Source organism: Nocardiopsis sp. FIRDI 009 (assembly GCF_003386285.1).
In the GTDB taxonomy this organism is placed as follows: Bacteria; Actinomycetota; Actinomycetes; order Streptosporangiales; family Streptosporangiaceae; genus Nocardiopsis.
In genome coordinates this window covers 32392-48499 of record NZ_QPNC01000018.1, presented here as the reverse complement: position 1 = coordinate 48499, position 16108 = coordinate 32392, and the positions used below count along the sequence as shown (strand labels likewise).

Sequence of the window (16108 nt, the reverse complement as noted above, 5' to 3'; positions counted from 1 at the left end):
CTATTGCCTTCGCGGAATACCGCGTACGGCCCCGCCCTCCGGGTGGGTGACCGTGCGGACAGGAGCCCCGTTGTGCCCCGCGCCGAGAGGCGACCGCCATACCGACCATCACGCTTCGTGCCCCGTTCCCACCTCGGTGGGGGCGGGGCACGTGGTCTGTGGGGGCTCGTCGGCCCGACCCGGGCCGGTTCCCTCCGCCGCCGTCGGTCGTGCGACGACGTGGCGCACACGGACCGGAACTTCTCTCATGACACCAGGGTCCTAGGATCCTGTAGGACGCGGTGGACGTTCCCGGCGACCGGTCGGGCGGTCGACCGCGGCTCGGCCCCTCAGGTCCGAGAAGCCGACGACGTAGCGAAGGACGATCAGGCGTGGATGACTGGTCCCCCCGGCGGCCCGACTCCCCCGGGCCCTCCGAGGGTTCGGACGAAACACGAGCACGGGGCCCCCGTCCGGAGAACCCTTACCGCATCCCGCGGCGGCCCGAGGCACCCCCCACCTCCGAACCCGCCCGCCCCGGGCCCCCGGAGCCCGTGGCGCCTTTCGAACCCCACCAGGCCCCGCACCCCCCGCAGGATCCCGACGGCCCCTGGGGCACTCCGGTTCCCCAACCCCACCCGATCACCCCCGTGGACGCCCCGGGCGCCCCGACGGAGGACGACCGGCACGGGAACGGCTGGGCCGACCCCCGACCAGACCAGGCGCACCGCGCGGAGCCACCGCACCAGGACGTGCCCGCCCACCGGGGCGACACCCCCTACCCGGTCGGTGTGTCCTCGCACGCCGAACCGGACGGGTGGGACCCCGGACGCCCGGAGCCGGGGCCGGAGGCTCTCCATCGGCGGGAACGGGCCGAAACGGCTCCGGGCGGCCCCGGATCCGACGGTGACGAGTACCTGTACGCAGGCGGCCCCGGAGGCCCCGAGGGACCCTACGACCCCGACGCCTCCGGACCGCCCAGACGCCGCTCGCGCAAGGGTCTGGTCATCGGTGTGGTCGCCGCGGTGGCGGTGCTGGCGCTCATCGGCGGCGCCGTGTCCTGGTTCGTGCTGGGCAGGCCACGGCCGGAGGAGGCGCTCACCGAGTACGCCGCGGCCTGGGAGGCGCGCGACTACGCGCGGCTGGCCGACGTCACCACCGGGGGCGACGCGGCCGCGGTCATGGAGGGGCTCGACACGGGCCTGGGTCTGGAGACGGTCTCCGTCGAGGTCGGCGCCGCGACGGTCGACGGGGGCAGCGGCAGCGCCCCCTACGAGGTGACCGTCTCCCTGTCGGGCGCCAGCGACTGGGGGTGGGAGGGCGAGCTCCCCCTCGTCCGGGAGGACGGGCGGTGGCTCGTCGACTTCACGCCCGAGGTCGCCTACCCCGGGCTGGGCGAGGGCCAGGTGCTCGCCCGCACGACCGTCTGGGGCGAACGCGGCCGCATCCTGGCCGCCGACGGCACCCGGTTGGACGCCCCCGGGGTGTCCGGATCGCTCCAGATGATCGTCGGCTCCCTCGGGGAGGCCACCGAGGAGGACGTCGAACGGCTCGGCCCCGCCTACAGCGTCGGCGACACCATCGGCGTCTCCGGACTCCAGCGCACCTACGAGGAGCGGCTGGCCGGTGAGGCGGCCACGACCATCCTCATGGTCGACGCGGCCGAGGCCGAGGACCCCGCGTCACTGGAGGCCACGGAGGAGAACACGGTCGCCACCCTGGACGGCAGCGACGGCCAGGACATCACCACCAGCATCGACATGGCGGTGCAGGACGCGGCGGCCACCGCCATCCTCACCTCGAACGACCCGGCGGGGATGGTCGCCGTGCGCCCCTCCACCGGCGAGATCCTGGCGGTGGTGAACGTCCCCGGCGGGTTCAACCGCGCCCTGGAGGGCCGCTACCCGCCCGGTTCCTCGCTCAAGATCATCTCCTACAGCGCGCTGCTCGACAGCGGGATGAGCCCCGACTCGACGATGCGGTGCACGAAGGAGTACGACCCGGGCGGCTGGACGTTCGTCAACGCGGGCGGGGCCGCCTACGGTGAGCAGACGATGACCGAGGCGTTCGCGACCTCCTGCAACACGGCCCTGGTGGCCGACGTGGTCGAGCGGCTGTCATCGGAGGACCTGGTGGCCAGCGCCGAGCAGTTCGGGATGAACGCGCCGATCGACATCGGCGTGCCCAACTTCGACCCCAGCTTCCCACCCCCGGACGGCGCCGTGATGATGGGGGCGCAGAGCATCGGCCAGGGTCAGGTGGAGACTTCCGCGCTGCACATGGCCACGGTCCCGGCCGCGATCGCCGACGGTTCCTGGCGGCACCCGGTGCTGGTGACCGACCCCGCCCCCGAGGGCCTGCCCGAGCCGAACCCGATCGCCAACGCCGAGGCCATCCGGCCGATGATGCGCGCCGTGGTCACCGACGGCACCGCCAGTGAGGCGGGCTTCCAGGGAGAGGTGTACGGCAAGACCGGCAGCGCCGAGTACGGCACACCCGAGGGTGAGGACGACGAGCTGCCCACCCACGCGTGGATGGTCGGCTACAAGGGTGACGTCGCCTTCGCCCTGGTGGTCGACGGAGGCGGTGGCGGCGGATCCGTGGCTGGTCCGATCGCCGCGAGGTTCACCAACGCGCTCTGACCCGACGGACCCCGGCCCCCGTGGCCGGTGGTCCGTCACGGCACCGTCCCGGGCGGATCCAGCCCGACCGGGGCGGGCGCCACCGGTGTGTCGGCGGGCTCGGCCGTCTCGGCCGTCTCGGCCGTCTCGGCCGTCTCGGCGGGATCCGGTGGTGAGGGCGGGGGCGCGCTCGGGGTGAGGACGAAGAGCAGGACCAACAGCCCGGCGGTGACCGCCGCGATCACGGCGCACGCCACCCACGGCCGCCAACCCGTCAGGCTGGGGTCGACCGGGGCGTCGGGGTCGTCCGAGCCGAAGGCCTCCAGACGTCCGGCAAGCTCCGGTGCCTCCTCGCTGAGCTGCCGTTCGATCTCCGCGAGGATTCTTCGCTCATGTTCTCTTAACGACATGGCACCCTCCTCAGCCGCCGGGGGAAGGACTGTCATCTCCGGGTGCCTACAGTCTCCCCCGGCTGAGGGTCGGATATCCAGGTTCCGAGGGTTTTCCTCGGACGGATTCGACCCATCCGAGATCTGACGTTTGCGCTGGTCCGAGCCGGAGGCGTCGGCAGACCCGGCGACGAGGGGGATCCGTCTTCGCTCAACCGGGATAACACTCCACCTCGGCGGCCTTCACCCCCGCCCAGACCGGGGCGCCGCGCACCAGTCCCAGCTCGGCCAGCGCGGCCGGACTGATGTCGGCCGACAGCGGCACCGAGCCCGCCAGGCGGACCCTGACCTGGTCGCCGAACCGCTCGACCCCCTCCACGGTGAGCCGCCACAGGTTGCGGGGGCTGCCGTGCGGGCGGTCCGCGTACAGCGCGACGGCCCGCGGGGGGAAGGCCACCAGGACCTCACCCCGGTGCGGCTCGTGCACGCGGACCACCGGGGCCCCCTCGGCGTCCCGCCGGTCCACGGTCACCCGGGTCCCCTCGGCCGTGCCCCGGAACAGGTTGAGCCCCACCAGCCGGGCGACGTAGGGGGTGCGGGGCCGTCTGGCCACCTCGGCCGGTGTCCCCTGTTGGACGATCCGGCCCGACTCGACCACGGCCACCCGGTCGGCCAGGACCATCGCGTCCAGCGGGTCGTGGGTGACCAGGACGGCCGCCCCGTCGAAGTCCTCCAGCAGGTGGCGGAGCCGGGTGCGCACGTCGACGCGCGTGCTGGCGTCCAGAGCCGCCATCGGTTCGTCCAGGAGCAGCAGCCGGGGGCGCACCGCCAGCGCCCGGGCCAGCGCCACCCGCTGGGCCTGGCCGCCGGACAGCCGCCCGGGCCGGGAGCGCGCGTGGGCGGACAGGTCCATGCCCTCCAGCAGTTCGGCCGCCCGGCCGCGCGCGGCCGCCTTGGACAGCCCCTGGCAGCGCGGTCCGAAGGCGACGTTGTCCAGCGCGCTCATGTGGCCGAAGAGCAGGTAGTCCTGGAAGACCACGCCGACGGGGCGGCGTTCGACCGGTGTGGTGGTCTCGTCGCGGCCCCCGATCCGCACGTGCCCGTCGGTGAGCGGGACCAGCCCGGCCAGGGCGCGCAGGGCCGAGGACTTGCCCGCGCCGTTGGGGCCGAGCAGGGCGAGGACCTCCCCCGCGGCGACCCGCAGTGTCGCGTCGAGGGTGAAGTCGCCCCGGGTGAGCCGGAGGCGGGCGTCGAGCGCGGGCTCGTCGGCTCCGGATCCGTCCGCGGGGGTGCGTCGGTCGTCGGTCGTGGTCACGTCGACCTCCCCCGAAGGCCCGCCAGGACGGCGAGCGAGACGAGCAGCAGGACGAGGCTGAGCACGACGGCGGCCTCGGGGTCGCGTTGCATGGCCATGTACACCGCCAGGGGCATGGTCTGGGTGGTGCCGGGAAAGTTGCCGGCGAAGGTGATGGTGGCGCCGAACTCGCCCAAGGCGCGGGCCCAGCACAGGGCCGCGCCCGCCCCGACGCCCGGCAGGACCGCGGGCAGGGTGATCCGGGTGAAGACGGTGGCGCGGCTGGCGCCGAGGGTGGCGGCGGCCTCCTCGAAGCGGGGGTCCGCCCCGCGCAGGGCGCCCTCCACGCTCACGACGAGGAACGGCATCGCCACGAACACCTGGGCGATGACGACGGCGGCCGTGGTGAACGGCAGGGTCAGCCCGAACCAGGCGTCGAGGTGGCGGCCGAGCAGGCCGTTGCGCCCCAGGACCAGGAGCAGCGCCACCCCGCCGACCACCGGCGGGATGACCAGGGGGACGGTGATCAGGGCGCGGACCAGGCGCCGTCCGGGGAACTCGGCTCGGGCCAGCAGCCAGGCCAGCGGCACCCCCAGGACCAGGCACACGGCCGTGGCGACGGTGGCGGTGGACAGGGACAGCCACAGCGCGGACAGCACCGCCGGATCGGTGATCCGTTCGCCCATGGTCGCCCAGGGGGTGCTGGCGAGCAGACCGAGCAGGGGCAGGACCAGGAAGGCGACACCGAGCAGCGCGGGGACGAGCAGGATCCAGGGCGGGCGCCCCGAGCGGGCGCGCAGCGCGCGTCCGCGGGCGGGTGCGGGGGCGGTCACGGCGCTCCGAACCCGGCGGCGGCGAGCGCGTCGGCGCCGGTGTCGGACAGGACGAGGTCGACCCAGGCGGCGGCCAGCTCGGGGTCGGCGGCATCGGCCAGGACTCCGACGGGGTAGGCGTTGACGGCGGAGTCGGACTCGGGGAAGTCGACGCCCTCGACCGCGTCCCCGGCGGCGGCGACGTCGGTGGCGTAGACCAGCCCGGCGTCGACCTCGCCGAGTTCGACCTTGGTCAGGACGGCACGCACGTCCTGTTCCAGGGTGACGGCGGCGATCTCGACGCCCTCCGCGTCGGTGACGGCGGTGGTGGCGGCCCCGCAGGGGACCTCCGGTGCGCACAGGGCGGTGGCCACGGAGTCGTCGGAGAGGTCGGCCAGGTCCTCGACACCGGCGGGGTTGCCCGGCGGTACGGCGATGCGCAGGGTGTTGGTGGCGAAGACCGCGCCGTCCCGGCCGTGGTCGGCGGCCCAGGCGGTGTCCAGGCCCGCGCCGTCGACGACCAGGGCCATGGTGTCGGTGTTGGCGGAGGCGAACACGTCGGCGGGGGCTCCGGAGTTGATCTGGGCGGCCAGGGCGCTGCTGCCCGCGAAGCCCAGCTCCACCTCCACGCCCGGGTTGTCGGTCTCGAACTGCTCGGCGAGTTCGGTGAAGACGTCGGTGAGGGAGGCGGCGGCCAGGACGGTGAGCGTTCCGGTGAGTCCGTCCCGCGACGCGGCTCCCGGTGCGTCCGGCCCGGTGCCGTCGGCGGCGGAGCAGGCGGTCAGGGTGAGGGCTCCGGCCACGAGGGGGGCCCTCCAGCGCGGGGCGGTGGCACGGGGGCGCTGGTGGAGGGGGGCCTCAGGCATGGTGGCCGCCGGGGGTCTCGACGACGACGTTGGTGGACTTGACGATCGCCGTGGCCAGGCCGCCGACCCGGAGGTCGAGCTCGTCGGCGGCCTCGCGGCTCATCAGGGAGACCACGCGGTGGGGTCCGGCCTGGATCTCGACACTGGCCATGACACCGTCGCGGGTGACACTGGTGACCAGTCCGCGGAAGCGGTTGCGCGCGGAGGAGTGGGCGCGGGCGGGGTCGTCCGCGGAGGCGGCGCTCAGGTACTGGGCGAGTTCGGCGCCGTCGAGCAGGCGTCGGCCCGACTCGTCGCGGGTGGCGGGGAGGCGACCGGAGTCGACCATCCGCCGGACGGTGTCGGCGCTGACGCCGAGGAGCTCGGCCGCGTCGCTGATCCGGTAGGTGGGCATGGGGAGAACGTAGCACTGGCTTTCGCGATCCTTCCAGCCGAACCCGTCTCGCATACGCGATCTTGTACGGATCTTCGACTCGGATATGCGAGTTCAGCGCCTCCTTGTGCGTTCCTCCGTCCCCGTAGGCCCGGAGGGCTCGACTACCCCCGGTGGCCGAGGAAGAGTTCGGAGCGGTAGGCGACCTCCAGGCCGCCGTCCCCCGCGTGGGCCTCGCACAGCGCGCGTACCCGGTCGAGGAACCCCTCGCCCTCGTGGTCGACCGCCCGCCGCACCCGGGTCGAGGACGGGCCAGGCGCACGAAGTCGGCCACGTCCATCCGCCTGCTCCAGGTGAGGACGGCGACGCCGACGTGCCCGCCGGCGGGGTCGAAGCCCGCCGCCAGCTCCCCGGCGACGTCGAGGTCGCGGTGGCGTCGGGTGTAGCCGGGGCTGTGCCCTTCCAGCAGGGTCTCGTAGGCGTCGAGGAACGCGCTGAGGGCGTGATCGCGGTTGTTCTGCATGACGGCGAGCAGACCCCCGCTCGTCAGCGCCCGGGTGCAGGCCGTGACGAACCGGGACCGGTCCAGCCACGGGTAGGACTGCGCGGCCACGACGAGCTGCACGGGTTCGGTGAGCCCCTCCAGGAACGGTTCGGCCGCTCCGACCGCCCACCGCACGTCCGGGAACTTCTCGCGGCCGCGGTCCACCCTGTCCTCGGACACGTCGACGGCGAGGTAGCGCGCTCCCTCCCCCAGGGCCGGACGCAGCCCCTCCAGCGCGATCCCGGTGCCCGCCCCCGCGTCCACGACCGTCACCTCGGAGAAGTGCGGAAGTTCGTGGACGATGGTCCCGAAGAATTCCCGCGGGTAGCGCGGCCGGTACCGGTCATAGATCTCACCGAGGCCCTCGACCCGCTGTTTCGCCGCCATGCCCACGCCCCTTCCGAAATGTCCGGAGAAGCCCCTCGGGCGGAACAGACAGGCGAATACCACGGTCCCCACCCGGTGATCAGCGGATATGCGAAAAACCGAACAGGAAGACGAATCTCGATGCCCCCACAGTACCCGAGAAACGCCCCGAACTCACCCGAACACAGGCGGTTCGGCGGTGGTATCCGCACCGGGAGAACGGAAAGCCCGAGCGTCCGGCGATTATTCCGGATCTGGCCGAATCCGGACAGGAACCCGAGGCACAACGACGAGGACGCCGACGGCTCCGGGCACGAGAAAACCCGAAACCGCCAAGCCGAACGTGGGGAAGCGAAACCGCGCCGAAACGGCCCCGCACAGCTGCGGAAACCACCTGGGGGAAAGGTGAGCCAAAGAACCGTGACGCGGCCGGGTACACACGGCTGACCCTCACGTGACCCCGCCTTGGGCGAACCGGTACCGGAGCGAGGCGCACGCTGGAGGTGAGGATGGAACCGCCCCACGGTGAGCCTTGTCCGGAAGGAGGCGGATCATGTCCGCCGCAGCTGAGACCGCCCGACCCTTCGACGCCGAACTGCTCAAGCGCGCGGTGGAGTCACGCGACGCCGACACCTTCCTGGCGCAGTTCTCCGACGACGCCGAACTGGAGATGTTCGACCAGCGCACCCCGCCCAGCGCCCCCACCGTGCTGCACGGCAGGGACGCCATCGAGGAGAGCATGCGGGAGCTGTTCGCCAGGGACATGCGCCACGAGGTGCTCCAGTGCGTCGTCGAGGGCGACCACGCCGCCTACACCGAACGGTGCTCCTACCCCGACGGCAGCAAGGTCATGAGCATGACGATGCTGGACCTGAGGGACGGCCGCATCGTCCACCAGTCCACCGTGCAGGCCTGGGACGAGGAGCACGCCGCCGGGATCGAGGTGGGCGACTTCGAGGCGCCGGCCGAGAGCGGCGACCTGGGGCCGGGTCGCGCCGACATCGTCCACATCGGCGGGATGGACATCGTCCGCATGACCCTCGAACCCGGCTGGCGCTGGTCCACCCACGTCAGGGAGTCCGCCGGCACCGACCTGTGCATGCTGGACCACTGCGCCTACATCGAGTCCGGATCCCTGTGCTGCCGGATGGCCGACGGCTCCGAGACCACGTTCCGCGCCGGGCAGCTCGCGTGCGTCCCACCCGGCCACGACGCGTGGGTCGTCGGGGACGAGCGGGTCGTCCTCATCGACTGGAAGGCCAGGAACTAGGCGGTCGTCCTCTGGGCCTCCGCCTCGCCTCGACCCGGGTCCGACGCGCACATGCGTGCGGTGTGCACCGTGACGGCCGCCAGGTAGAACGCGTCCGGGCGCCACAGCACGCCGTCCGGGGCGTCCGGGTCCGCCAGCCGCTCCACCGCGGCCCGGTCCCCGGCGTCGAGCGCGTCACCGAACGTGTCCAGCGCGTGCTCCAGATGGAGGCGCAGGAACTCGCGCACCCGGGCGTCCAGCGGTGCCGTGTGTTCGACGAGGAAGGTCCGCGACCCCGTGGGGACCAGCCCGGCGCGCGCGAGCATGGCGGGCCAGTCCTCCACCTGGGCCACCGACCCCGGCAGCTCGGCGCGCATCGTCGAGAAACGGTCCTCCCAGGCCGCGTCGAGGCGCGCCTGGAGTCCGGGGCGGCCGACTCCGATGTCCCGGGGAAGGTAGCGCGCGGGCAGTCCGCCCTCGACGACCGCGAGCAGCCCTGCGGGGCGCAGCGCGGCGGCGAGCCCGTCCAGGGCCGCCTGCTGGTCGCCGACGTGGTGGACGGTCTGGCTGCTCCAGACGACGTCGGCGGCGCCGAGCGCGTCCAGGTCATCGGGCAGGTCCGCCCGCAGCACGTCCACCCGGTCGCCGACGCCCTGTTCCTCGGCCCGCGACCGCGCGTGCTCCAGCAGCGGTTCCGACTGGTCGACGGCGACCACCCGTGCCCCCGGGAAGCGCCGGGCCAGCAGGCACGTGATCGCGCCGGGCCCGCTGCCCACGTCCAGCACGCGGTCCACGGAGTCGGCACGGCCGTCGGCGTCGAGGAGGCCGCGCATCCAGTCGGCGGCGGCGTCGAGGGCGGGTGCGTGCATCTCCGCCTTGAGTTCCAGGTGGGCGAGCATGGCCCCCCAGTCGATGTCGTGGTCGTGGTGCGCGCTCATGCGTCGGCCTTCCCCAAGGGAGCGGATCAGCCCGGTCGGGCGGTGACGGGGCTCGGACACCCCCAGCGTGCGGAGCCGCCCGGACCGGGGCAACTTCCGTTGCCGGTTCCGGGACGCGGAGCGCCGGTCCACGGTCTCCCACCCGATTTTCCCGGAAACGGCACGCCCGCTTGCCATAGCCGCACCGCAGGGGTGGGATGGAGGCGTGCATGACTCCGACACCGTCACCCGCGCCCTGTCCGAGGTCGGTCCCCGTCTGCGGCGGCTGCGCACCGACCGCGGCCTGACGTTGGCCGCCCTCGCGGAGCTGACCGGTATCTCCCGCAGCACCCTGTCGCGGCTGGAGTCGGGCCAGCGCCGACCCAGTCTCGAACTCCTGCTGCCGATCTCCCAGGCCCACCAGGTCCCCCTGGACGAACTGGTCGGGGCGCCCGAGGTCGGTGATCCGCGCGTGCGGCTCCGGCCCCGCCGCGCGCACGGCAGCACGGTGGTACCGCTGACCACCTTCCCCGGGCCGTTGCAGGCCTACAAGATGATCCTGCCCGCAACGCGCGCCACCCCCGAGCCGCGCACGCACGAGGGGTACGAGTGGCTCTACGTGCTCTCCGGTCGGGTGCGCCTGATCCTGGCCGACCACGACGTGATGCTCACCTCGGGGGAGGCGGCCGAGTTCGACACCCGGCTCCCCCACTGGTTCGGCACCGACGGTGAGGGGCCCGCCGAGATCCTCAGTCTCTTCGGCAGCCAGGGGGAGCGCGTCCACGTCCGCGCCCGGCCCAGGAAGGGCGGCACGCGACGGGACTGAGGCGGACCGCGGAACCCCTACCACCGGCGCGGGCCCGCGGGGCCGGGAATCGGCATGCGGGTCGTCACAGCGCGGGCAGACGCCCGTGGCCAGGCGGATCGCGACGCGTGGCGGTGATCACGCGGATCGGCGCGCGCCACGGGGACTCACCGCTCCGGGTGCCGTGTTGGACGCGGGTGGCACCGCCGTGAGCGGTGTTCGACGGCGCTCCGCCCGAAGGCGGTTCTCGGCGCCCCCGCACGCGACTCTTCGCATCCTCGTCCCGCCCCGCGCTGGAGCCTTCCATGACCCTGCTTTCCGCACGCCCGAAACACCGTCCCGTCCCCCCTGTCGACCGGCCGGTTCCCGCCCCGGCCGGTGCCTCCGGCGTCCCCCGACCGGCCCCGTCGGGCCCGGTCGCGCGCCCGCGCCGCCACGTGGCGCTGCTCGTGTTCGTCCTCGGGGTGCTGTCCGCGATCGGCCCGCTGGCCACCGACCTCTACCTGCCCGCGCTGCCGAACATCGCCGCCGACCTGGGCACCAGCGAGGCCAGCGTCAAGTTCACCCTGACCTCCGTCATGGTCGGCCTGGCCCTGGGCCAGCTCGTGGCGGGACCGCTCAGCGACCGCTGGGGACGGCGGACGCCGCTGCTGGTCGGCATGGCGGTGTTCACCGCCGCGACGTTCGGGTGCGTACTGGTGACCAGCGTGGAGGCGTTCGTCGCGCTGAGGTTCGTCCAGGGGCTGTCGGCCGCCACCGGGCTCGTCGTCTCCCGTGCCGTGGTCCGCGACGTGTTCGACGGCGACGCGGCCGCCGCGTTCTTCTCCCGGCTCGTCCTGCTGGCCGGGCTCGCCCCGATGCTCGGGCCGGTCCTGGGCGGTCAGCTCCTCGTCCTGGGCCCCTGGCAGCTGATCTTCACGGCCCTGGGCCTGGTGGGTCTGGCCACCCTCGCCCTGGTCTTCCTCGCCCTGCCGGAGAGCCTGCCCGCCGACCGCAGGGAGCGCACCAGCGCGACCGCCCAGCTGCGGCTGTTCGGCCGTCTGCTGCGCGACGTCCGGTTCGCCGGCCCCACCCTCACCCTGGCGCTGAGCTTCGGAATGAGCTTCACCTACATCTCCGCCTTCTCGTTCGTCTCCCAGTCCCGGTTCGACGCCACCCCGCAGCAGTTCAGCCTGGTCTTCGCGGTGACCACGCTCGGCATGATCCTCGGCAACCAGGCCAACGTCGCCCTGGTGCGCCGCGTGGAGATCCACCGGCGGCTGGCGCTGGGCCTGGTCGGGTCCCTGGTCTCGGTCGCCGCGCTGCCGCTGCTGGCGGCCACCGGCCTGGCCAGCCTGGTCACGGTGACCGCCGCGCTGTTCGCGATGATGGTCTGCACCGGCCTGGTCTCCCCGAACGCGACCGCGCTCGCCCTGTCCGGCCAGCCGCCGCGTGTCGCGGGAAGCGGGTCGGCGCTGCTGGGGACGGTGCAGTTCGGCCTGGGGTCGGCGCTGGCGGCCACCGCCGGGCTGGGCGGGCCGGTGACGCTGTCGGGCATGTCCGCCGTCATGGTCGCCACCGCCGCGGGCGCGCTCGCCGTCTTCGCCGCCGCCGCGTTCCTGGTCCACCGACGGGGGCGCTGACCGTCGCGTCCAGCGTGGGTCACCGACCGCGTCGCCCTCCCGGTCTAACGTGGTCCGCGCACCCGCCGAAGCGACCGCGAAGGAGCCGTCATGGCACCCCAGACCCCCCGCGCCGAAGCCCTGACGGGCGGTGCGCCCGGATCCTGGGCCGAGGTCCTGCCCCTGCTGGAGAGCCACACCGGCACCTACTGGCTGTCGGTGCCCCGCGCCGACCGCCGACCGCACACCAGGCCCGTGCTCGCGGTGTGGGTGTCCGGGCAGCCGTGGTTCGCGTCGGGCGAGGGCACGGTCAAGGCGGGGCTGCTCTCGGCCGCCCCTGAGGTGAGCCTGGCCTTCCAGGCGGGCGGCATGGACCTGGTGGTGGAGGGGTCGGCCCGGCGGATCGCGGACCGTGCCCGGGTGGGCCGCGTCGCCCGCGCCTACGCCGAACGGTACGGATGGGCTCCTCGGGCCGGTGACGGCGTGCTGACGGGCGCCGAGGGCGCGCCGACCGCCGGTCCCCCGCCGTACGCGGTGTACACCGTCGTTCCGACCACGGTCTACGCGTTCCCCTCCGACGACGCCCCGCACGGCCCCACCCGGTGGCGGTTCGACCCCTGAGCGATCGGATCACCGCGTTCCGGCGCGATATCCGCTTCCGTGCCGACGGCGCCCCCTGCTACCGTCTGCCTCCGACGGGCCGTGGGACTCAGGTCGCGACTTCCGGGAACTGCTCTTCACCAGCATCATTCACGCTGTCCGCGCCGCCTCTCCCCGGCCCGTCCCCGTCCAGTCACCGGAGCCCCCCGTGACCGACACCTACGCCGACCTGCTCGCCTGTGAGGACCTGCTCCTGTTCGCCGGCGCCGCCATGTCCTCCTCCGGCCAGCGCGAGTTCCACTCCTCGGCGGGACGGCAGCGGCTGTCCCTGGGTTTCCTGCACGACTACGTCCGCGAGACCCTCCCCGACCTGTACGCGGCGACCCTGGCGCTGCACGTCAACGACCACAACGCGGCGCTGATCATCGCCAACCTGCTCGCCCGCCCCCGACCCGACGCCCCCGCGCACGAGCGCGCCCGGGAGAACGCGCTCATCCGCCGCCGTCTGGCGCTGATGCCGCCCCAGCGCGTCTACCGGCTGTTCGGCCGGTTGGCCGCGCGGCGGGTCAACAACCGCCGTACCCGCGCGACGATGCGGGCGTGGATCGGTGACCGGCCCGACCTGGCGCTGGACGCGCTGAAGTACCGCCGCGGGCTACGCGCGGCCGCCCGCCACGCCCGGGTGCGGCTGCCCGAGGAGGTCGAGCACTTCCTGTTCTCCCCACCCGCGTCGCGCCGCCGTCTCCCCTACGCCTCCGCGCTGCTGCGCGCGCACGCGGCGGCCCACCACTCGGCCCGTGCCCTGTACGCCCTGCCGTACACGGTCGCCGAGGGGTTCGCCGCCCACCACGGGATCCCCCGTGACCGCTTCCTGGAGAACATCCGCGAGCGGGCCACGCACGCCGAACGGCTGCGGCTGACCGCGACGGCCGACCGGCACGGGCTCGCTTCCACCCTCGACCTGGGCACCGCGCCCCTGCTCCGGCTGTGCGTGTACGTGCTCGGGCTGCCGCTGTCCGAGCGCCGTGCGCGGCGCGCGGAACTGGAGGAGGCCCTGGACCGCTCGGCGCGGCGGGCGGCCGGTCCGATGGCCGGGACGTGGCCGCCGACCGCCGTGGTGCTCGACGACAGCTACTCCTCGTTCGGCTCCCCGGTCCGGCGCAACCATCCGCTGGCGATCGCCCTGGCCTGCCACCACCTCGTGGCGGCGCTGTCGCCGGAGGCGTCGTCGCACTGGGTGTCGGGGCACCGCGACGCGCTCACCGTGCGCCCGGTCGGCCCCACCCACCTGGCCGAGTCGATCCTGGAGGCGCTGGAGCGGCGGCCCGAGCGGGTCCTGGTCGTCTCCGACGGGCACGACGACCATCCCGAACTGCTGTCGGAGACCCTCACCGCGTGGCGCACCCGGATCGACCCCGACCGGAGCACGACGATGCTGCACCTGAACCCGGTGTTCGACGCCGACGGGCTGAGCATGCGTCCGCTCTCGCCCGCCGTGGCCACGCTGGGCCTGCGCGACCCGGCCACGCTGCCCTCGCTGGTGGGGCTGGCGCGGTTCGGGGAGGGGCGGCTGGGTCTGGCGGACCTGCGCGCCTATCTGGACGCCACCGTCACCGCCTACCTGGAGGCCGCGTGAGCACGACCGGAACCCTGGACCTGGGTGACCTGGCCACCGGCCCCTCCCAGCAGTGGGGCAACATCCGCCTGGTCCCGCTGCTGCGCCCCGAACCGGTCCCGGGGCTGCGGCTGCACGACCAGGTCAACGAGTCGCCCGTGACCGTCGCGGGGTCGGGCCGCCGGAGCGTGTACGTGGGCTACGTCCCGCACGCCTATGTCGCGACCTGGGGCGACGATCCCGAGCCGAGCGCCGCCCACGGCACCCAGCTCCTGGACGCCGACGCACGGGCCCCGCGCGAGCGGGTGCGGCTGGCCTTCCAGCACCGCCGCGTGCAGAGGCTGGGCAGGAACCGCTCCCGGTTCCTGCCCCTGCACCTGGCCGTGGACGGCCTGCTGTCCCTGGGGTTCGGCGGCCCGCCGATCGCGTGGGCGGAGTGGGCCGACAAGACCGTCCGTGACGGCCTGTCGCCCCGGGAGGAGACCGTCTACCGGGGCGAGCACGTGAGCGACCTCCAGGAGGCGCTGCGCGTGTTCGAGATCCACCCCGACCAGTGCGGGGTGGTGGTCCACGTGGCGGACGCCCTGGCCGCGGTGCACGTCGTGCCGCACCCGGAGGACTACCGGGTCCTGCACCCGACGCTGCTGTTGGACATGTTCGGGGAGCAGCTGTTCGTGTACGGCCTGCTCCACTTCACGGTGCGGGCGCTGCACGAGCCGATCGACCCGGGCTCCGTCCGCGACCTGGCCGACCTGCGCCGTGCGGTCGAGGCGAGCCGGGCCGCCTCCGCGACGGGCCACGACGAGCTCATGCTGCCGTCGCTGACCGGCGCCGACCACGCCTTCGAGTGGCTGTACGAGCGATCCGGGTTCACCCTCGGCCGGTTCCTCCCCTCCTTCCGGGGAGACCGCGACAACCACATCGGTGAGGTGATCACCGCCGCGGACGGCCGCGTCGCCTACCTGAAGACCCTCCGGCTCTCGAACGCCCAGGTCCGGCGCGGCCGCCTGTTGCGGGCGCTGGAGGAGGCAGACTGGTCGTTGGAGGGCGCGGCGCGGGCGCTGGGCACGGACCGCTCCGGCCTCATCACCCGGATAGAGCGCGCGGGCCTGGCCCACCTGCTCAACCGGGCCCTGCTGGAGCGGCACCGGGCCGCGCGCGCCCGCCGTGTGGGCCGGTACACGCCCTGAGCCCGCCGTGGCGTGCGGCCCCGCCGTCTCAGCCCAGGGCTGTGCCCTGGCGCGCGGCGATGTGCCGGGGCACCCCGGTCCCGGGGGACAGCGCCGGGTCCGCGACGGGCTCGCCCCACACCGTCCGCAGCAGAAGCTCCCCCGCCCAGACGTCCAGGGCCGCGTCGGGGCCGTCGCCGTCCTCCGGCGGTCCGGAGCTGGTCTTGACCGAGACCTCGTCGAGCGGGAGCGCCAGCAATGCCGTGGCGGCCAGCTCCCTGCGGTTGGGCAGGCGGGCGTAGCCCCACTGACCGGGCGCCGCCTGCTCGGTGAGGAGGCGCAGACCGGTGAGCTTCTCGTCCGGGTCCTCCACCACGCGCGGGACCCCGAAGACCATCGCGCTGCGGTAGTTGACGCCGTGCTCGAACACCGAGCGGGCCAGCACCAGTCCGTCCACGTGAGTCACCGTCACGCAGACCTCGGTGCCGGGGGCGGCGACCAGGCTGCGGCTGGCCACGGACCCGTGCAGGTACAGGGTGCGCTCGTCCGCGCCGTAGACCGTGGGTACGACCAGGACGCTCCCGTCCACGACGACGCCCATGTGGCAGACGAAGCCCGCAGCGAGGATGGCGTCGAATTCGGCGCGGTCGGTACCGCCCTGTTCGCGCAGGCGCCGGTGCCGGGTCCGTTCAGTGGCGGACGGCGGCGGGAGGTGGCGGGTGGCGGGCATGGATCAGCTCTTCCGAAGCCGTGACGGCTTCCCTCGGGGAACCTACCCGGGTGATCTTACTGATTCTGTTGCTTAAGAGCAATGAATAAATAGAATCAGTTGTTTTAATTCGGATACACAACTGATTCATACGCCAAGGTCATCCCCTGGTTCCATCGACGTCCCTCCACGCCCTTCC

General features: G+C 73.7%; 15 protein-coding genes and 1 pseudogene. 7 read left to right on the top strand and 9 right to left on the bottom strand.

Features of this window, described 5'->3' with window-relative positions:
* Nucleotides 1–371: 371 nt before the first annotated feature.
* Nucleotides 372–2621 (top strand): penicillin-binding transpeptidase domain-containing protein, encoded by a 2250-nt coding sequence (locus DVR05_RS15485; protein ID WP_116246600.1) that lies wholly within the window; start codon nucleotides 372–374, stop codon nucleotides 2619–2621.
* Between the two features lie 35 nt (nucleotides 2622–2656).
* On the opposite strand, the gene DVR05_RS15480 is transcribed toward DVR05_RS15485, so the two are convergent.
* The 7 genes and pseudogenes from DVR05_RS15480 to DVR05_RS27435 all read right to left on the bottom strand — a co-directional run.
* A complete protein-coding gene (locus DVR05_RS15480; RefSeq protein WP_116246599.1) occupies nucleotides 2657–3010 on the bottom strand; it encodes a DUF3040 domain-containing protein in 354 nt (117 codons plus the stop codon).
* A gap of 190 nt (nucleotides 3011–3200) precedes the next feature.
* Entirely contained in the window at nucleotides 3201–4304 is a 1104-nt protein-coding gene (locus DVR05_RS15475; protein ID WP_116246598.1) for an ABC transporter ATP-binding protein, read from the bottom strand.
* Nucleotides 4301–5116 (bottom strand): ABC transporter permease, encoded by an 816-nt coding sequence (locus DVR05_RS15470; protein WP_116246597.1) that lies wholly within the window; start codon nucleotides 5114–5116, stop codon nucleotides 4301–4303. Before DVR05_RS15470 ends, DVR05_RS15475 begins: the two co-directional genes overlap by 4 nt.
* Nucleotides 5113–5961 (bottom strand): molybdate ABC transporter substrate-binding protein, encoded by an 849-nt coding sequence (gene modA / locus DVR05_RS15465; RefSeq protein WP_116246596.1) that lies wholly within the window; start codon nucleotides 5959–5961, stop codon nucleotides 5113–5115. Before modA ends, DVR05_RS15470 begins: the two co-directional genes overlap by 4 nt.
* Nucleotides 5954–6355 (bottom strand): molybdopterin-binding protein, encoded by a 402-nt coding sequence (locus DVR05_RS15460; protein ID WP_116246595.1) that lies wholly within the window; start codon nucleotides 6353–6355, stop codon nucleotides 5954–5956. The genes modA and DVR05_RS15460 overlap by 8 nt, the downstream gene beginning before the upstream one ends.
* A 143-nt stretch (nucleotides 6356–6498) precedes the next feature.
* Entirely contained in the window at nucleotides 6499–6630 is a 132-nt protein-coding gene (locus DVR05_RS27745) for a hypothetical protein (protein ID WP_255423091.1), read from the bottom strand.
* Between the two features lie 290 nt (nucleotides 6631–6920).
* Nucleotides 6921–7265 (bottom strand): annotated as a pseudogene (locus DVR05_RS27435) (class I SAM-dependent methyltransferase); the annotation flags it as partial.
* A 532-nt stretch (nucleotides 7266–7797) separates the two neighbouring features.
* On the opposite strand from DVR05_RS27435, the gene DVR05_RS15450 reads away from it, so the two are divergent.
* Entirely contained in the window at nucleotides 7798–8514 is a 717-nt protein-coding gene (locus DVR05_RS15450; RefSeq protein ID WP_116246594.1) for a nuclear transport factor 2 family protein, read from the top strand.
* Here the strand turns inward: DVR05_RS15450 and DVR05_RS15445 are convergent.
* Nucleotides 8511–9431, bottom strand: a complete 921-nt coding sequence (locus DVR05_RS15445) for a class I SAM-dependent methyltransferase (RefSeq protein WP_116246593.1) — start codon at nucleotides 9429–9431, stop codon at nucleotides 8511–8513. The genes DVR05_RS15450 and DVR05_RS15445 overlap by 4 nt on opposite strands.
* A 205-nt stretch (nucleotides 9432–9636) precedes the next feature.
* Here DVR05_RS15445 and DVR05_RS15440 point away from each other — a divergent pair, with 205 nt between their 5' ends.
* The 5 genes from DVR05_RS15440 (at nucleotide 9637) to DVR05_RS26620 (ending at nucleotide 15221) form a co-directional block, all read left to right on the top strand.
* A complete protein-coding gene (locus DVR05_RS15440) occupies nucleotides 9637–10236 on the top strand; it encodes a helix-turn-helix domain-containing protein (protein ID WP_116246592.1) in 600 nt (199 codons plus the stop codon).
* A 284-nt stretch (nucleotides 10237–10520) separates the two neighbouring features.
* Nucleotides 10521–11837 carry a multidrug effflux MFS transporter gene (locus tag DVR05_RS15435; protein ID WP_116246591.1) on the top strand — a complete coding sequence of 439 codons (1317 nt, stop codon included), beginning with the start codon at nucleotides 10521–10523 and terminating at the stop codon, nucleotides 11835–11837.
* A 90-nt stretch (nucleotides 11838–11927) separates the two neighbouring features.
* The gene (locus DVR05_RS15430; RefSeq protein ID WP_116246590.1) at nucleotides 11928–12437 is read left to right on the top strand and encodes a pyridoxamine 5'-phosphate oxidase family protein; all 510 of its coding nucleotides are present in this window, start codon (nucleotides 11928–11930) and stop codon (nucleotides 12435–12437) included.
* Between the two features lie 187 nt (nucleotides 12438–12624).
* Nucleotides 12625–14052 carry a hypothetical protein gene (locus DVR05_RS15425; protein WP_116246589.1) on the top strand — a complete coding sequence of 476 codons (1428 nt, stop codon included), beginning with the start codon at nucleotides 12625–12627 and terminating at the stop codon, nucleotides 14050–14052.
* Nucleotides 14049–15221, top strand: a complete 1173-nt coding sequence (locus DVR05_RS26620) for a hypothetical protein (protein ID WP_157982452.1) — start codon at nucleotides 14049–14051, stop codon at nucleotides 15219–15221. Before DVR05_RS15425 ends, DVR05_RS26620 begins: the two co-directional genes overlap by 4 nt.
* 28 nt (nucleotides 15222–15249) lie before the next feature.
* Here the strand turns inward: DVR05_RS26620 and DVR05_RS15420 are convergent, their stop codons facing one another.
* On the bottom strand, nucleotides 15250–15930 hold the full coding sequence (locus tag DVR05_RS15420; RefSeq protein ID WP_116246588.1) for a pyridoxamine 5'-phosphate oxidase family protein: 681 nt from the start codon (nucleotides 15928–15930) through the stop codon (nucleotides 15250–15252).
* Nucleotides 15931–16108 lie beyond the last annotated feature (178 nt).

Coding starts and splice junctions, on each gene's coding strand:
- DVR05_RS15480 (WP_116246599.1), bottom strand. CDS start 3,010: ATGTCGTTAAGAGAACATGAGCGAAGAATCCTCGCGGAGATCGAACGG.
- modA (WP_116246596.1), bottom strand. CDS start 5,961: ATGCCTGAGGCCCCCCTCCACCAGCGCCCCCGTGCCACCGCCCCGCGC.
- DVR05_RS15460 (WP_116246595.1), bottom strand. CDS start 6,355: ATGCCCACCTACCGGATCAGCGACGCGGCCGAGCTCCTCGGCGTCAGC.
- DVR05_RS15450 (WP_116246594.1), top strand. CDS start 7,798: ATGTCCGCCGCAGCTGAGACCGCCCGACCCTTCGACGCCGAACTGCTC.
- DVR05_RS15445 (WP_116246593.1), bottom strand. CDS start 9,431: ATGAGCGCGCACCACGACCACGACATCGACTGGGGGGCCATGCTCGCC.
- DVR05_RS15435 (WP_116246591.1), top strand. CDS start 10,521: ATGACCCTGCTTTCCGCACGCCCGAAACACCGTCCCGTCCCCCCTGTC.
- DVR05_RS15430 (WP_116246590.1), top strand. CDS start 11,928: ATGGCACCCCAGACCCCCCGCGCCGAAGCCCTGACGGGCGGTGCGCCC.
- DVR05_RS15420 (WP_116246588.1), bottom strand. CDS start 15,930: ATGCCCGCCACCCGCCACCTCCCGCCGCCGTCCGCCACTGAACGGACC.